Consider the following 16,272-nt stretch of genomic DNA (forward strand, 5'->3'; position numbering starts at 1 on the left):
CTGTGCTATACTGGCGTTACAAGTTAATGAATCGGTTGGAGATCTGGAGAAACCGCGTATGCCCGCTGTTCTGCTTTCGTAGCAGAGCCGCGGGTGTTCGCGGTTTTTTTCGTCTGCTGGAGAGGATCAGAGAGAGCAGGGTCAAACCGGTGCAAGCTATAAGCAAAGGAGCGAATTAACAATGACATCACCCACCTTTCAACATACGTTTCCAAAGCCAGGCACATGGAGCGCGCTTCAACGGAGCAGCCAATTCGAGCGGCTGGCCAGCCAATCGTTCGAACTGCTCGTCATCGGAGGCGGCATTACAGGGGCAGGCATTGCGCTCGATGCGCAAACGCGGGGCATTCGGACCGCCTTGATCGACATGCAGGACTTTGCCGCAGGCACGTCCAGCCGCTCCACCAAGCTTGTCCATGGCGGGCTTCGCTACTTGAAGCAGCTGGAGATCGGCGTCGTGGCCGAGGTTGGCAAAGAGCGCGCCATCGTTTATGAGAACGGCCCGCATATTACAACCCCTGAATGGATGCTGCTGCCCTTCTACAAGGGGGGCACATTCGGCCGTTTCTCGACGTCGCTTGGCCTTCGCGTCTACGATTTTCTGGCTGGCGTGAAGAAAGCGGAGCGACGCCGGATGCTCAGCGCTGACGCTGCTGCCCAGCGTGAGCCGCTGCTCAATCGCACAAGCCTGAAGGGCGGCGGCTACTATGTGGAATATCGGACCGATGACGCCCGCTTAACGATCGAGGTCATGAAGAAGGCGGTTGAAGCCGGGGCGCTGCCTCTGCCTTACGTCAAAGCCGACTCGTTCGCATACGATGCGTCTGGCCAAATTAACGGCGTTCGTGTCACCGATCTGCTGACAGGCGCAACGGCGGAAGTTCGAGCGGCCAAGGTCATTAACGCTGCCGGACCATGGGTCGACACGCTGCGCGAAGCGGACGGCTCCAAGCACGGCAAGACGCTCCATCTTACCAAAGGCGTTCATCTCGTGTTCGATCAAGCGCGCTTCCCGCTTCGCCAAGCGATTTACTTCGATACGCCCGACAAGCGCATGGTGTTCGCGATCACGCGCGACGGCAAGACATACATCGGGACGACGGATACGAACTATAAAGCGGACAAAGCGCATCCCCGCATGACTACCAAGGACATAGCATACATTCTGGATGCAGCCAACAGCATGTTCCCCACGCTTAAGCTGACCGAGCAGGACGTCGAGTCCAGTTGGGCAGGCTTGCGCCCGCTCATTCACCAAGAGGGCAAAGACCCTTCGGAAATTTCGCGCCGGGACGAAATTTTCCAATCGGCTTCTGGCTTACTCTCGATGGCAGGAGGCAAGCTGACGGGCTATCGCAAAATGGCCGAAACGGTCGTTGACCGCGCCGCTTCCCAGCTGCAAGCCGCAGGCGTCGGCGTCTATGGACCGAGCTTGACGAAGCATATGCCGTTATCCGGCGGCGACGTAGGCGGATCGGCCCAGTTTCCGAGCTTTATTGCCGCGATGCGGGAAGCCGGCGTTAAAGCAGGTCTGTCCGCGCCAGAAGCCGAGCGAATCGCCCGCCGATACGGCTCCAATGCGCCGAAGCTGTTCCTGCTCGCGCCCGATTACAACGAAGAAGCGGCAGCCAGAGGCATACCGCTTGCGCTCATGATCGAGCTTGTTTACGCCATCCATTACGAGATGGCGGTGAAGCCCGCCGATTTCTGGATTCGCCGCACAGGCGCCTTGCTCTTCGACCGTGCGACTGTGTTGAAATGGAAGGATGCCGTCCTCGCTTACATGAGCGAGCAGTTCGGCTGGAGCGAGCAAACGAAGCAGGCCTATGCCGAAGAGCTTGCTTCCGAGCTGCACTATGCGGTCACGCCTGTAGAAGCCGAGTGATTGGTGCGGCATTTGAGGGCTGCGGCTTCAATCCCGAGTCAGGTGACTCTCAGTGCGGAGGCCGCTTCAGTCGCACGTAACTCAGCGTCTCAGCACGAACTACTGCTTCAATCGCGCGTAACTCGGCGCCTCAGCACGTCTGCCTCTTCAGCGCGGGTCGCAGCTTTAATCGCGCGTGTTAATGCAGCCTGACCCAAGCAGCAGCCTGCTGCTCATTGCAGTTCGTGCAATAAACTCCACTCAAGCACAGAAGTAAGGAGGCGTCATTGCATATCGTGCAACGGGAAAGGCATCTTCTACGTTCTGAACGCATCGTATGACCTTTTGGAGCGTATCTGATTGCACAAACTGCATTGGGAGCCTTGGAAGCAAGCCCATCCTTCCCTTTCTCATTGCACCAAGTGCAACGATGTGGAGATAATAAGAAGAGGAGGAGTCCGCGCCAAACCGATCTTCCTCCTGCGACGTATCACAATATACGCCGCAGGAGGAAGATCGGTTGTCTCTGAATTCGTCTACTCGGCACAGCTAAAAAGCTGTCCGAACAGTCATGATCATGACTGTTCGGACAGCCCTTTGGGACATTCTACAGAATGTACAGCAGAATCGCGAAGAAATGGACGATCGAGCCGCCCAGCACGAACAGATGCCAGACGGCATGATGGTACGGGAAGCTCCGCCACATATAAAAGACGGTGCCGACCGTGTACAGAATACCTCCCGTTATGAGCAGCTTCAGGCCGCCCGGAGCGAGGCCTTCAACGAGAGGTCCCCATGCGAAGACGATAATCCAGCCCATCGCAATATAGAGCAGCGTCGAAGTGAATAAGAATCGGGAGGCGAAGAATGATTTGAACACGACGCCTGCAACAGCAACGCCCCATACAATGCCGAACAGCGCCCAGCCGAGCGTGCCTTGTACAATGTGGAACAAAATCGGCGTATAGGTGCCCGCGATAAAGACATAAATAAAAGAGTGGTCGAGCACCTCGAACACGTTTTTCGCTTTTCCTTCGGGAAAGCTGTGCACAAGCGTCGATGCCGCGTACAAGAGCAGCATCGACGAGCCGTAAATGGTGAAGCTTACGACGTGAACGGTCGTTCCCTTCAAGGAAGCGAATACGATCAGAAGAACGAGCGCAGCGACGCTTAAGGCGGCGCCGAAGCCGTGCGTTACGGCGTTGGCGATCTCTTCACGGCGGGTATACGTATGGGTATTTGCCATGGGCCTACACCTTCTCGTTCGAATATGCCATGTAAGACCCGACCGTTAACGATAGTACGCGCGCCTCTTGCTCATAATGAACCGCTGGCTGATGCTCATCGTACATCCAAAACTTTTGCACATCGCCCTCACGCTCGGACAAAGCCTCAAAATAAAATAAATTCAAATGCGCAGCATTGGCTTCGATATAGGCAGCAAGCTCAGATTCAACGCCTGTGACGGCAATCGTCCAGCGCCCTCCTGCTTCCCGTACATCGAAGGGCAGTCCGGCGACCGACGTGTCTATCAGCAGTCGGCCGATGGCCAGCTTGATCAGCGCTTTGGAGCCTGCTGGCGGCGGAGACAAGCGCCCGGGGCGATGCTCCGCTGTTGGCGACGTGTGCTGCGATGGCTGCTGCGGCTGCGTCATGCGCGATCGCCTCCTTTTGCCTCAGGCGTCATATCGATCAAGAGTGCAAACACTGGCTCTCCCGCTTCCAGTCGAACCGCTGTCTCCGACGTAAAACGAACCGTATCGCCCTGCTGCAGCTCATGCTCACCGTTCAGCTTAGCTGTCCCGTCCATTAGATATAGATATTGCAATCTGCCTGCTTCCGCCTCGAAGACGGATGCTGTTCCCGCATGCAGCTTGGTCAAGTAAAGGGTGACGTCCTGATGGATGGCCGCCTCATGAGCACCTCCCGCTGGCGTTACAACCGGCAGCCAGCCGCCATACATCGCCTCTGGATCATAATGCGAAGTCTCATAGGATGGCGCCAAACGGCTGTCAGCAGGAACGAACCAAATTTGCATCAGCTCGACCGGCTCTTCGCTCGGATTGACCTCGGAATGGATAATGCCCGTTCCTGCGCTCATCCGCTGAATGCCGCCGAACGTCGTTACCGCCTTGTGGCCGGAGCTGTCCTCATGCTGAAGCTCGCCGCGCAGCACGACCGAGACGATCTCCATCTCCCGATGCGGATGGGCGCCGAAGCCCCTTTTTCCTGCAATAATATCATGGTTAAATACGCACAGAGGGCCGAAAAATCGGTTCTCTTCCTCATAATAACTGCCAAATGAGAAATGATGCCGACTCTCCAGCCACCCTGCGTCTTGACTATAAATCGATGCTGCTCTTCGAATATCGATCATTGCGCATCCCTCCGATACGTTCCATTTACCCACAAGTGTATCGGATCAAATCCATCCTTTCAACCATTGCCGGACACGTTCCATCGTTTTGTCCAGATTGCATACGGCTTGTCCGTCGATAAACGGATTTTGGTGCTTAAAATAGTCCGCATGCCCGCCGACAACCTCAATCCCCTCCACATAGCCGGGCGCATACTTCCATGCATTCCAATGCGGAATCCGCATCTTCCCGCCCGACCAGCCGCCCCATGTTCCAATTCGGCTAATGGGGTCGGTCAGCTTTCCTGCTGCATCCACGGAATGAAAGTAACTAATGCGCTGTTTCAGCTCCGGCATTACGCGAATGCGAGGCGAACCGATCTGGACTAAACGAAAATCGGGCAAAGCCCCTTCGCGATGCAGTTGTACCGCCGCCTGATAAGCCGCGATTCCGCCGCCGCTATGCCCGATCATGAGCACAGGACCTTTGCCTTTATACGTACGCTGAATCCCTTCCACGGCTTTGCGGCCGCCGACCCGGCTCAGGTGAATGCGGTTCGACAGATCGCTGCCAACCTCCAGCACCTGCGCGAATCGGCTGCGGCTATTGTCGCCATACGGGTACAGCACATGAATTTCCGGCTTGTCCAGCTCCGCTACGCTAAGCATCTCCTCCAGCTTGCGGCAGCATTCGCCGAACATCTGGTTTGCCGTCGCTACGCCTGCCATCAGATATACCGTCAATGGATGACGATCTGCTGCTATTGCCATATTCCATTCCTCCATGCTGAAATCAGCTCGTCGCCGAAATGATTGCTTATCTTCATTATGTGAAGAACGCGACCGCTTTCATGCGGGCATCGACGAAATTAATCCGCTGATGAGATGCCGGTGCTGGCGGCAAAGGCCCAAACCGTCACGCTTTCGCCGCGGAACGTTTCGGGCCTTTATTCATGCTAACCCTTCGGTTTATCTGCTACGGTCAGATAGACGTACCGGACGAATGCGCTTTTTCGAACCTCGCAGCTGCCCATAATCCTCCAGCCTATCTGCTCCAGCTTGCTATCTAGCGGGGACGTCCCGATGATAACGGCCCGCGGCGCGAGCTGCTTCAGGCGAGTGAGCATCGCCCTCTCCTCTTCTTCAGGCAGCTTGGAGCATAAATTGTAAGGCAAATCCAATACGGCTGCATCGTACCGTCCTTCGAGCGTGAGCATATCCGCCTTGGAGGCAAGCTCCGCTGAGTAGCCAAAATGCGCAAGGTTGGCTCGCGCGCCGCGTGACGCGAGCGGGTTGCGATCAAAGCCGCGCATAGCGATGCCCATCGACAACGCTTCAATCACGACGGTCCCGATACCGCAGCAAGGATCAACAGCCGTTACGCCGTCTGGCTCGGGCACCGCAATGTTAGCAACAGCCCGCGCCACTCGCGTGCTTAACGCTGTTGAATAGGGCTGCGGCTTTCGATTGTGCTTCAGCCACACGGCTTCGCCCTCAACCGCCTGACCCAATATCCAACGGCCGTTCGCGTATGCCACCCCGATGAGCTGGTCAGGCGCTTTCAAATTGGCGGTTCCCCGTATGGACGCTCCGATTCGTCTCGCTATCGCTTGCCGCTCCTCGAAGGCCGGCTGCGGGGCATCCGGCTGCCCGGCGTCCGCGTAGATGATTTTGAACGTACGCCCCTGGAGGACATAATCGGCTGCCTGTTCGATCAACCCTTCCAGCTTGGCGCTCTCCGCTTCAATCGCTATTCGCAGCTTGATGAAAGGGCTCCGCGACGGCTCCACGCTCATCCGACTCTCGACGACTCGACCATGCGGGGCCGCGCCCAACAGCGTGCGCAGCTCCAGTCCGCATAGCGCCTCCTCATCCTCATGGCATGCGAACGTATACACATAACCTAACTGTTGTTGACTTTCAAATTGCTGTTTGTTCGCCACGGCCGCTAGGATCCTTTCTCTACGACATCGTCGTATGCAGCGAAAGCCGCGGCTTGTCCTCTATAGATACCTTCCGCATCGATCAAATTCCAGACCGTGGTGTTGCGAATATAAAACCGTCTTCCGGTCGCGGAAACCCTTATGCCTGTATATTGATCAACGTAGCCCTGCTGTGCTACCAGTTGCAGAAAACGATCGCGATCCTCGCGAATCATCGGCTCTGCCGTCAGCCGGGACGGCGTCGAGGTGAACGCAGCCCAGTCCCGTTCCATAATGCCAATGCAGCTGCATTCCCATAATTCAGGATGGGGTCCTCTTCCGTGCCATGCGACAATACGACGATCGGCGCGTTGAACAATGCTTCCTCGTATCCCGCAGCCTCTGATTGTGCATCGGCAAGCGTCGTGTCGATCAAATCCTGCCCCAGCAGCCGACGATAGCTTTCAATAATAAGCCGGGCATGCGCCTCCGTTGCGCCAATCCCTGTTCGACCGCCCGTTTTCCCATATTCGCTCATGCTAGCTGCTCCCTCCGTATGATCCATGCTGCTACTCGCGAAGCGCATCCCGCAGCCGCGAAGCCATCGTGGACATCGCCTCCGGCGTTCGACCCGCAGCGCCGCTGCGCCCGCGGAGCCTTGCCAGTTCTCGCCGAGCTTGCGCCAGCTCTTCCTTGCATTTGGCCAGCTCCTGCTGCAGCGCGTCGCGTTCTTGCTCCAGCCTCGTTTGTCCAGCAGCCAATCGTTCAGCTTCCTGACGCCAATCGATTTGCTTCTGGTCTAGCTCATGTTTTTGTTGCTCCATCTCAAACACCCCAATCCTTTCAAGCCTATCTATTATTCTGTATTGTAACATACCTATTGCTGCGAATCGTCCCTGTCGTAATCCGTTAAGCTTTCCTATTTTACAGGAATGACACACAAGGAAGAACGCTTCGTCGCATAGTATGCAATATGAAGACATGCAATTTTTTTGCAACCGACTGACGCGCCGACCGTATAAAATAGAATGCTCGAAATCATACACTCACACCAGCTCGCCATTCGCTTAGCATAGACAGAGCGCAGAAGAGGGGCCTCGCAAATGATACAACACTTTTTGGATTTTCTGATGGAATTCGGCGCACTCGGTTTGTTTATTCACGCATTCATCGATGCAGTCATTTTCCCAATCCCGGCATTATTCCTGCAAATCCCGTTAAGTCTCGTGAATCCCTCCAACGCTTTATGGCTTGCCACGGTTGGCTTTATCGGATGCCTGCTCGGAACGCCGGTCGGTTACTGGATCGGCCGCTCGCTTGGGAACGCTGTATTGTACAAAATATTAAAAAAAAGCTGGGTCGAATCCGCGACCAAGCTGTTCGAACGAAACGGCGAAACCGCCATACTGCTTGGCTCCTTCACCCCGATCCCATTCAAAGTATTTACAATATTGTCCGGCACGCTGAAGTTTCCATTGTGGCGCCTCATTGCTTACGCGGCCATCGGCAGAGCGGTCAAGTTCTATGTCGTAGGCCTGCTCTTCTACCTGTACGGCCGATCGGCTGAAGGCATGATGAAGAACGTTTCGCTTTATATTTTCGCCATCGCCGTACCGCTTGTGCTCGTGTTTCTGTGGGTTCGCAGAAGAATCCGTAGGAAGCGCCAGTTGAAGCAAGAAGAACAGGAACAAGGACAAAAAACGGAGACGCTCTAGGGCGTCTCCGTTTTTGTGTGACTATTGAAAGTCCCTCTTCTTCCATTGTGAAAGGTCTGTATAGGGGAGGGCGAGCTCCACATGGTCACCGGCTGCATGCGCCACAGGCAGGCTAAGGCCGAGCTTTTCTTTCATGAAGAAGCTGTAGATATCCGACTGCTGCTCGGTGCCTATCGATTCTAGCGAATCCGCTCGCTTCAACTGCTCTATCCATTCCTCATTCGTATACTGCGCTAACTGCTCTACCACCTCTGCCTTCGTCAACAGGGCTGGGCTAAGCACTTCGAATGCGCCGCTTTTCAAATGTTGAACGAATGCCTCGTTGATCTCATAAGCCTCTTTCAAACGCACGAGCGCGGCGTCATCCAGATCGACGTTAGTCGTATAAAACAAATTGCTCGGATGCGCCGCCCCTTCCACATTGCCATAGCCCGTATATTCGATGCTCAACAGCTGCGGACTTTGCCAGGCGATCGTATAAGACACGTCGATCGTCGGCTTATCCTGCACCACGTCATAAGCTTGAAGGATGGCTAGCGCTTGGTCTTGCAACAGCTTATTTATTGCTTGCTGCCTGGCGTCACTCTCCATGCCTGCTAGCTGCGGATACTTGATTGTAATCGTGCCATCCGCGTATGTCTTCGACGTTAGCTGAGGCATAGCTGGTTCTTTTGATTGTGTTGTTGCCTGATCCGCGGCTTGCTTCTGCTCTCCCCGGGCAGTTGGCTCGCTGCTCGATGTACAGGCCGCGAGCAGCGTGGCGATGACTAGCAGCAGGCTTACGCTCAAACCTAATCTTCCGTTCGTGCTCATGATGATTCCCTCTCTTTCATGCTATATCCTTCTCTATTTTACCATTGTTTATGAAAGGGGGAGATCGGGCAAATTTTATTCCCTATTCGCTCGGGTTGCTCGCCTGCGGGCGGATAGGGAAGACTTCTTTTCCCTATTCGCCCGGGTTGCTCGCCTGCGGGCGGATAGGGAAGATTTCTATTCCCTATTCGCCCGGGTTGCTCGCCTGCGGGCGGATAGGGAAGATTTCTATTCCCTATTCGCTCGGGTTGCTCGCCTGCGGGCGGATAGGGAAGATTTCTATTCCCTATTCGCCCGGGTTGCTCGCCTGCGGGCGGATAGGGAAGATTTCTATTCCCTATTCGCCCGGGTTGCTCGCCTGCGGGCGGATAGGGAAGGTTTCTATTCCCTATTCGCTTGGGTTGTTCGCCTGCGGGCGGATAGGGAAGATTTCTATTCCCTATCCGCTTGGGTTGCTCGCCTGCGGGCGGATAGGGAAGATTTCTATTCCCTATCCGCTTGGGTTGCTCGCCTATGGGCGGATAGGGAAGACTTCTATTCCCTATTCGCTTGGGTTGCTCGCCTGCGGGCGGATAGGGAAGATTTCTATTCCCTATTCGCTCGGGTTGCTCGCCTGCGGGCGGATAGGGAAGATTTCTATTCCCTATTCGCTCGTCGGCGAGCAGCCCGCGCAATGTAAAATGGGACCCCAACAGCCTCAGCGGCCATTGGGATCCCCTATCCTACTCCTTAGTCCATCAAATGCAGCACTTGCAGCATCCGTCCAATGACCACGGCTGCTTCCGCGCGCGTAGCCAAATGACTTGGCGCGAATTGATCTGTCGACTTCCCTTGCATGATGCCTGCCTCGATGGCAAGCGCCACCGCACCGGATGCCCAGCCATGAATGCTTCCGCTATCCGCGAATGTTGGCGCGCCGCTAGCAGCGTCCGCTGCTTTGCCAGCTACCAACTCGTAAGCGCGAGCGATCATGACGGCCATTTGCTCACGCGTGATCGAGTCTCCCGGATGGAAGGATCCATCCGCGAACCCTTGAACCAGTCCAAGCTGGGAAGCGGCGCTGACATCATCAGCATACCATGCCCCGCCTGCGACATCGCTAAAGCTGCTGTCGCCAGCCGTTGCTTGCAGGCCCAGCGCTCGAACGAGCAGCGCAGCGAATTCTGCGCGCGTAACGGAACGATTCGGCGCAAACGACGAATCGGATAAGCCTTTGACAATCCATTTGGACGCGAGCTTCTCAATTAGCGCTTTTGCCCAATGGTTCGCCAAATCATCGAACGATACCGTATTCGTAGCAACAACATAAACGCCGTTGCTTGCGCCGTGAATCGTAATCGTCGTCTTGCCGCCTGCCGTCTTGAAGACCGCTGGCACATACTTGAACGTTCCCTTCGCTTCGTCATAAACAAGCACAGTAGCTGTTTTGGCGTCAAGTTCGCCGTCAACTTCAATCGTACGCGTCACGAATTGGCGCCCGAAGCTGTTAATCGATTGTGTCTGATTTCCTGCTTGCAGCGTAACGCCGAACACGATTGGCGCTCCTACTACATGCAAACCTTGGCGCTTCGCATCCTTCTCCAACTTGCTTGCCGACTCGCTAGCCAGCGAGTCGATCGAGAACGTGATAGTTGCGCCGTCTTTGTTTGCGAGCGATTGACCAGCCAACAATGGCTTCGTCATCGACAGCGGAAGCTGATACGTTGCCGTACCGCTCTGAATGACGATTGTCGTATTCGGATGCGCAGCTGCCGCCTTCAAAATGGCGTCTACAGAGAAGGCTACCGTGCCGTCCGCATTCGCATCGTCAATCGTAAAGACGATTTGCGAATCTGTGGAAGCAAGCAGCTTGCTATCGTTCACCGCCGTACCGCTGTCGGTCCCGCCAGTTCCCCCGCCAATGCCGCCTCCTCCGCCGTTGCCGCCACCGCCAGGCTGTGCTGCCGATGGCAGCACTTGAAGCGTATAGGTCCGTTTCTTTCCTTGGACCGTTACGTCAACTGTCGTATTGCCCGCAGCCGTTCCGGACAATACGCCATTGGACTGGATCGATGCCACGCTCGTATTCGCGACACTAAATGTTGCGTCTGACGTTACATCCGTTCCGCCTGCATTCGATACATGCAAGGTAAGCGCGCTGCCAGCTTGCACCGTGAAGCGGCCTACCGTGCCGTCGCTTGCTTTGACCGCGAATGATTTTGCCGCATTCGCAAAGCCTTCGTTCTGCTCACGCAGCACGAAGCTGCCGGAATTGTTCGTTACATCTGCGATTCGAGCGTTGCGAACGATAATGTTGTCCGCCGTCAGTCCGCCTTTTACCGCGCTGGATACGTCCACGCCTTTCGTTCCCGTACCGTCAATCACGAGATCTTGAATCAAGACGTTGTTCATGTTGAACGCGCCTTGAATGCTGAGGCCTTGATACGTGCTGTCGAGCGCCACGTTATTGCGGATAATGACATTGCCGTCCAAATCCTTCTCGCCTGCGAATACCCAAATTGCGCCCAGATCCGTCACGTAACCCGTGTCGTAGCTGCCTGTACGAATAAGCGTATTGCGCTCGACGATCGTCGTACCGGAGAATGGAACCGGATTAAAGCGCGTCGATACGGCGATGCCCGCGCCGTTCGTAATCGTATCCTTCGCAATGTTGTCCTGGATCTTATTGTCTTGGCCGCCGAATACAACAATGTTGTCTGCGAGCCATGGCAATGCCACCGTATTGAACCGCGCCGTGTTATTGATGCTCGCGCGTCCTTCCGCCGACCACATCGCGATGCCGTCATCGCCCGGATAACGAATATCGCTTTGCTCCATCATGCTGTTGCTTGTGCCGACGCAGAAGTTGATGCCGTCCGCCATCAGGTTGCGGATGCGAAGGCCAAGCATGTAGAGGCCGTCCGTGTATTCGTCGCCCACTTTCACCTTCGTCAGCCACAGGCCGGTTTTGGAATGCTCGATCCATACGTTTTGAATAACCGAGCCTGGACCGAAGCCCCCTTCGAACGCATGTGTATGCGCTTCGTCGTCACGAATGTTGATATCGCCGTCAACGAGCAGGTCATAGACCTGAATGTTGCTGCCTTTGCCCAGGAAGCGCGCACCCGTCAGCTGCGTATACCACATGCCAGCGCCGCGGATCGTCACATCGTTCAGCACGATTTGGTCGCCGCGAAGCTCGAATTCCCCTTGCGGTACCCAAACGCCTTGGTGCTGCTGCTTCGCTGCTTCCAACGCAGCTTGGAATGCCGTCGTATCGTCATTGCCATCATTGGCAACAGCGCCGTAATCCGTCACGCTCAAGAAAGCGGAAGGCTTCGCAAGCGGCGCAGCCACCTGCTCCAGCTCAGCAAGGTCGACGACATAGTAGTCTGCCGCGCTGTCCGCATCCTTTTTCAACGTAATCGTCGCTCCTGCCGGAATGTCGCCGACAATCGCATGCATCTCATCGAAGAAGCGATGCGCGCTGCCTTGGTTCGGATCATTCGACCATGGGTAGCTGCCATACTCCCAAGCGTGCTTGGAATTCAGCTCCAGCTTTTGGCGGAACTGCCCGTTCACATAAAGCCCCAGCGTTGCAGACTGACCGGAGCCGTCCGCGCTATCCGGGATAGCAAACCGGACAACGATGGAGTTCGCAGCTTTCGCTGCCTTAAACGATACGTACTCACCCGTTTGGTCCAGACGAACCGCTTGGCGGCCCGAAGCTTCCGATGCTACCTGATGGTAGGCGCGGGAAGGCTCCAGCACGGTCCCATTCGTCGTCCCTTGCTCCGCTTCATACGTGATGTACGGAACCGTTGCGCCTCGATAGTCTGGCGCGATGCTGCCCTTAATCGTCAACGTGTCCAGCAGCAGCACATTAGCACTATCCCCGTTGTCTTGCTGCAGCGTCACCGAGTTGATGCCTGCGCGAAGGGCTACGTTAATGCTAATATTCGCCCAGCCGCTGGAAGCAGCCAACTGCAGCGCTTGCGTACGTTCGCCATTCACGTACACTTGCAGCGTGCGTGTTGCCGAACCTTGGTTGTAGTAACGGACAACGCCTTCATAGCTGCCAGCCGCTTGCGCGTTAACTGCAAACGCAACCTTCGCTCCCGCCGCGGTGAAGCCGTCCACATACCCTTCGCCAGTGAAGCCTTCTTGCGTATGAGACACCTTCGCTTCGCTGCCAACGAATGCATTTTCCGCTTCATAAGCAACATCCGAAACAACCGGCTGGAACGACCACAAAATGTCGTCCGAAGCATCCGATGCAGCCAGCTGAACGCCGCCATTGCTATGCGCCAGCAGCGATTGCGCTGCTGTTCCGCTGCGAATCGTGCGATAGCCGACCGTGTCGTCAATTGTCCACTGCGCCGCAACATCAGACGCCTGTGAGACGGCTGCGCCTGTGAGCGCATTGCCGCTGCCTTGCGCCAGCAGATGCCCCGTTGCTTTGTTCTTCAACAGCTTGCGTCCATTAAAGTCGTAAGCGAGCCAGATCGCATTGTTCAACGAGCCATTGTCCGTTAAGGAAACGGCTCCGTTCGTTTCCGCCAAATACTTCGGCGCTTGCGCGCTGTCGGATTGCACCGCAATCCGCACCTCGTTGCGCTCCGGCTGTGCCGGCGTCGCAGTTATCTCGTTGCGCGGCGCTTCGCCTTCCGGCGTTTCGAACGCATCTGGCGCTGCCGAGAACTGCCATTGCAGCGAGCCGAACGCTACTGGGTATAAGCCGCGTTCTGCATAGCCAGCTCCATTTTGCACATTGATGTACTCGTCGTTATAACCGCCATCCAAGCTGCGAATCATTGCGCTCGCACCATCCGGGGATGCTTCGATCGCCCATTGCGATGCTGCAGGATTGCTGCCCGCTCCCGTGGACGGCACGCTTTGGATATAACGATAGTCGCCGCTAATTGCCATCACATGGCCCGTAACGCGGTTTTCCAGCTGGCTTACGCCGTTGTTCGTGACCACTTTCCAATGGGAGTACCCGTTGGATGCTTCCGCGTTGCCATACAGCACGACGCCGCCTTTGTTTTCATACAAATATTGCTGATTGTACACATTGCGAATCCGTACATAGCCCGCAGGCACTTGAGGTCCCGCAGCTGCAACCGGCTCAAGCTTGAATTGGCCGCTGCTGTCGAAGGTGCCGTTCTGATTGACCGTCTTGCTCACCTTCACTGCGCCATCGGTATCCTCTGCTTTCACATAGTGCGCGGCCCAGCCGCTGCGAAGCGCAACGTAGCCTGCATCCTGTGTCGTGTCCAGCAGCCATTTTGCACTGCCCCACGATGGATAAATCGTACCGAGCGCTTGAAGCGGCTGCGGCGGGCTATCCAGCAGGACATCCGTGTCGCCAACGTTTTGCATGGCGATGTAATGACCTGTCGTTACGTTTTTGAGGCGGATCGAGCCATCGCCCGCATCCTCAACGAACCATACGGAGGTTGGCTCAGCTATTGCTGCATCCCCATACTTGACCGTGCCTTCCGTTGGATCGGAGGACGATACTTCCTCATACAACGCTTCGCCTGTTTTTTTGTTGATCAGCTTTACGTTCGTCGGGCGATCGTCCACGACGTTAATGAAGCGCCATTTTGGGCTGCCCCAGTTGCGGTTCATCACCGAATACTCCGCGTATTTGGTCAAATTTTGCAGGTTGATCAGACGGTCTGTTTCCCCGCCGGAGCTTGGATCGTTCACGCTGTGAATGAGTCTGGAGCCGCCGCTGACAGTCTCGATGATCCATACCGCGCTTGTCCAGCTATCCTGTACGTCCGTCACGCGAATGTGGCCGTCCTGCATCGATTGCAGGTTAATGTAGTGGCCCGTCGCACGGTTTTTAATTCGCTTGCGTCCGCTGAATTTCTCGATCGCCCACTGGTCCCGTTGGTCCGTGCGCGCATTCCCGTATTTCAAATCGCCATTGTCGTCCTCATAGAACACGAACGGCTGCCATTCATTCTGGATGCGCACATACTGCGGCGAGCCATCCGTTGGAACCGACGGATCCTCCAACAGCCATTGCGCTCCATTGGACAGCGGGTCTACCGTTTCGGATTGCGCCGTGTCCACGCCTGCTGTCACGTTCAAATACGCGTCAGCGCTAGCCTTGCTCTTAATCGTCACATAATCATCATACTGCGTCGATGCTTGAATGATCCATTGGTCGCCCGCTGCGCCATTCCCCGCATCAGGCGCAATGGTCAGCGGATTGCCCGCTTGCATGTAATTGCCGGTTTCCGCATTGCGAATGCGTTTCCCGCCATCATAATCCTCTACGATCCATTGGTAGCGTGCGTTCTCCGCATTCGCTGCGCCAAGCGCGCCATGCTTCACAACGCCGTTTTCTTCATACAAATAGTCAGTGCCGACGTTGCCCGTCGTGAAGTTCACGATACGTACCGGTCTGACATCATATACCGGAACGACTCTCCAGTGAGCATTCGCCAGCTTGGCATTGGACCAGTCATTGGAACGCGCGAACGTGTCCCCAGGGAATTGCGAGTTCAGCACATAGCTTCCGTTAAACGCGCTCGCAAACGTCACGTATCCCGGTACGGGCTGATCCTGCAAATTAAGGGCAGGCTGCATGCTCCATTCTTGCTTGAGCGGGTCGCTTGTCGTGCCCATCTCTATGGCGCGCCAGTAATCGCCCCCATCGAACTGCGTCACATAATGGCCCGTCGCAACGTTCAGCAGCCGGTAATTGCCGTTGCTGCCCGGCTCCAGATACCATTGCGAGCTCACGTCCGCAGCATCGACCTTGCCGAATGCAACGATATCGTCTGGACGAGTAGGCGCCTCAGGATTTGCCTTCGCGAACAAGGCTTGCCCTGCGCGTTCTTCATTGATAATGCGCACAGGCTGCAGCTCCGTCACCGGTTCTAGCTTCCACTGCGGGCTCTCGAAGGTAACGTTGATGTCATTGCTCACCTCAGCGAAGCCGAGCTGATCCTCTTCATGAATCACAAGGTTCGTCGAGGAAGCGGCCGTCGCGCTCTTAATGAGCACGTTGCCCGGACGGCTTGCCGTTTCGATCAGCCATTGATCGGCTATCGTGCTGGACGTAATGTCGCGAGCGGTCAGCGCATCGCGGCGCTTCGTCACGTCCGCGAGCGTCATATAGTGGCCCGTCTTGCGATTTTGAATTCGTTTATTGCCGTTCTCTTCTGTAATTAGCCATTGGGATGATTGATCGGTCGAAGCGGTAAAGCCGTACCGCACCACGCCGTCGGATGATTCATACAAATAATTGTTCTGCCAGTGGTTCTTGATTCTCACATAATCCGTTGCCGCCGCGCCGCCGCTGCCAGCCGCAGCTTCCGCTGCATAAGCTGGCAGCAAGCCGACCAGCAGCATAACTGCCATTACTCCAGCTAACCATGTTTTAAATCGAGCCATGAAGGCAAGACCTCCCTAAAAAATTGGACTTCCTCCTAATCGTATTTTGAAATCGCTTTCAAAGCGATGTGCATTTTTCCAATAGATAGTTGTTTTATTACGCATTGTGTCTAAAGGTCGGGAATCATGCAAAAATGAGAAAGGAACTGTCCTGCAACTCCTTTCTTAGATCAATTAGAGTCGCCAGATGGCTATCAGGGCACAAAA

10 protein-coding genes and 1 pseudogene are annotated in these 16,272 nt (G+C 55.6%); 2 read left to right on the forward strand and 9 right to left on the reverse strand.

The genetic code is table 11. The features are described 5' to 3' along the window. The first annotated feature begins 181 nt into the window (after positions 1–181). Positions 182–1,885 carry a glycerol-3-phosphate dehydrogenase/oxidase gene (locus PAECUDRAFT_RS12415; protein ID WP_006038452.1) on the forward strand — a complete coding sequence of 568 codons (1,704 nt, stop codon included), beginning with the start codon at positions 182–184 and terminating at the stop codon, positions 1,883–1,885. Between the two features lie 586 nt (positions 1,886–2,471). Here the strand turns inward: PAECUDRAFT_RS12415 and trhA are convergent. The 7 genes and pseudogenes from trhA to PAECUDRAFT_RS12450 all read right to left on the reverse strand — a co-directional run bounded on the left by trhA (position 2,472) and on the right by PAECUDRAFT_RS12450 (position 6,966). Next, positions 2,472–3,110, reverse strand: coding sequence for a PAQR family membrane homeostasis protein TrhA (gene trhA, locus PAECUDRAFT_RS12420; RefSeq protein ID WP_006038453.1), 639 nt, complete (start codon positions 3,108–3,110; stop codon positions 2,472–2,474). A gap of 4 nt (positions 3,111–3,114) precedes the next feature. Then, the gene (locus tag PAECUDRAFT_RS12425) at positions 3,115–3,519 is read right to left on the reverse strand and encodes a hypothetical protein (RefSeq protein WP_006038454.1); all 405 of its coding nucleotides are present in this window, start codon (positions 3,517–3,519) and stop codon (positions 3,115–3,117) included. Beyond that, positions 3,516–4,241, reverse strand: coding sequence for a pirin family protein (locus PAECUDRAFT_RS12430; protein WP_006038455.1), 726 nt, complete (start codon positions 4,239–4,241; stop codon positions 3,516–3,518). The genes PAECUDRAFT_RS12425 and PAECUDRAFT_RS12430 overlap by 4 nt, the downstream gene beginning before the upstream one ends. Before the next feature lie 45 nt (positions 4,242–4,286). Continuing rightward, entirely contained in the window at positions 4,287–4,991 is a 705-nt protein-coding gene (locus PAECUDRAFT_RS12435) for a hypothetical protein (RefSeq protein ID WP_006038456.1), read from the reverse strand. A 185-nt stretch (positions 4,992–5,176) separates the two neighbouring features. Next, the gene (locus tag PAECUDRAFT_RS12440) at positions 5,177–6,163 is read right to left on the reverse strand and encodes a TRM11 family SAM-dependent methyltransferase (protein ID WP_006038457.1); all 987 of its coding nucleotides are present in this window, start codon (positions 6,161–6,163) and stop codon (positions 5,177–5,179) included. A 5-nt stretch (positions 6,164–6,168) separates the two neighbouring features. Then, positions 6,169–6,728 (reverse strand): annotated as a pseudogene (locus PAECUDRAFT_RS26720) (MEKHLA domain-containing protein). Continuing rightward, positions 6,712–6,966: a hypothetical protein gene (locus tag PAECUDRAFT_RS12450; RefSeq protein ID WP_040712408.1), complete on the reverse strand. Its 255-nt coding sequence runs from the start codon at positions 6,964–6,966 to the stop codon at positions 6,712–6,714. Before PAECUDRAFT_RS12450 ends, PAECUDRAFT_RS26720 begins: the two are co-directional and overlap by 17 nt. Positions 6,967–7,245: 279 nt before the next feature. Between PAECUDRAFT_RS12450 and PAECUDRAFT_RS12455 the strand changes: the two genes are divergently transcribed. After that, entirely contained in the window at positions 7,246–7,857 is a 612-nt protein-coding gene (locus PAECUDRAFT_RS12455; protein WP_006038461.1) for a YqaA family protein, read from the forward strand. Positions 7,858–7,878: 21 nt separating this feature from the next. Here PAECUDRAFT_RS12455 and PAECUDRAFT_RS12460 read toward each other — a convergent pair whose 3' ends face one another. Together PAECUDRAFT_RS12460 and PAECUDRAFT_RS24675 are read right to left on the reverse strand one after the other, a co-directional pair. Then, the gene (locus PAECUDRAFT_RS12460) at positions 7,879–8,670 is read right to left on the reverse strand and encodes a DUF4163 domain-containing protein (protein WP_006038462.1); all 792 of its coding nucleotides are present in this window, start codon (positions 8,668–8,670) and stop codon (positions 7,879–7,881) included. A gap of 729 nt (positions 8,671–9,399) precedes the next feature. Beyond that, the gene (locus PAECUDRAFT_RS24675; protein ID WP_006038463.1) at positions 9,400–16,065 is read right to left on the reverse strand and encodes an S-layer homology domain-containing protein; all 6,666 of its coding nucleotides are present in this window, start codon (positions 16,063–16,065) and stop codon (positions 9,400–9,402) included. Between the last annotated feature and the right edge of the window lie 207 nt (positions 16,066–16,272).

The organism is Paenibacillus curdlanolyticus YK9 (assembly GCF_000179615.1).
Classification (GTDB): domain Bacteria; phylum Bacillota; class Bacilli; order Paenibacillales; family Paenibacillaceae; genus Paenibacillus_T; species Paenibacillus_T curdlanolyticus.

Coding starts and splice junctions, on each gene's coding strand:
- PAECUDRAFT_RS12415 (WP_006038452.1), top strand. CDS start 182: ATGACATCACCCACCTTTCAACATACGTTTCCAAAGCCAGGCACATGG.
- trhA (WP_006038453.1), bottom strand. CDS start 3,110: ATGGCAAATACCCATACGTATACCCGCCGTGAAGAGATCGCCAACGCC.
- PAECUDRAFT_RS12425 (WP_006038454.1), bottom strand. CDS start 3,519: ATGACGCAGCCGCAGCAGCCATCGCAGCACACGTCGCCAACAGCGGAG.
- PAECUDRAFT_RS12430 (WP_006038455.1), bottom strand. CDS start 4,241: ATGATCGATATTCGAAGAGCAGCATCGATTTATAGTCAAGACGCAGGG.
- PAECUDRAFT_RS12435 (WP_006038456.1), bottom strand. CDS start 4,991: ATGGCAATAGCAGCAGATCGTCATCCATTGACGGTATATCTGATGGCA.
- PAECUDRAFT_RS12450 (WP_040712408.1), bottom strand. CDS start 6,966: ATGGAGCAACAAAAACATGAGCTAGACCAGAAGCAAATCGATTGGCGT.
- PAECUDRAFT_RS12455 (WP_006038461.1), top strand. CDS start 7,246: ATGATACAACACTTTTTGGATTTTCTGATGGAATTCGGCGCACTCGGT.
- PAECUDRAFT_RS12460 (WP_006038462.1), bottom strand. CDS start 8,670: ATGAGCACGAACGGAAGATTAGGTTTGAGCGTAAGCCTGCTGCTAGTC.
- PAECUDRAFT_RS24675 (WP_006038463.1), bottom strand. CDS start 16,065: ATGGCTCGATTTAAAACATGGTTAGCTGGAGTAATGGCAGTTATGCTG.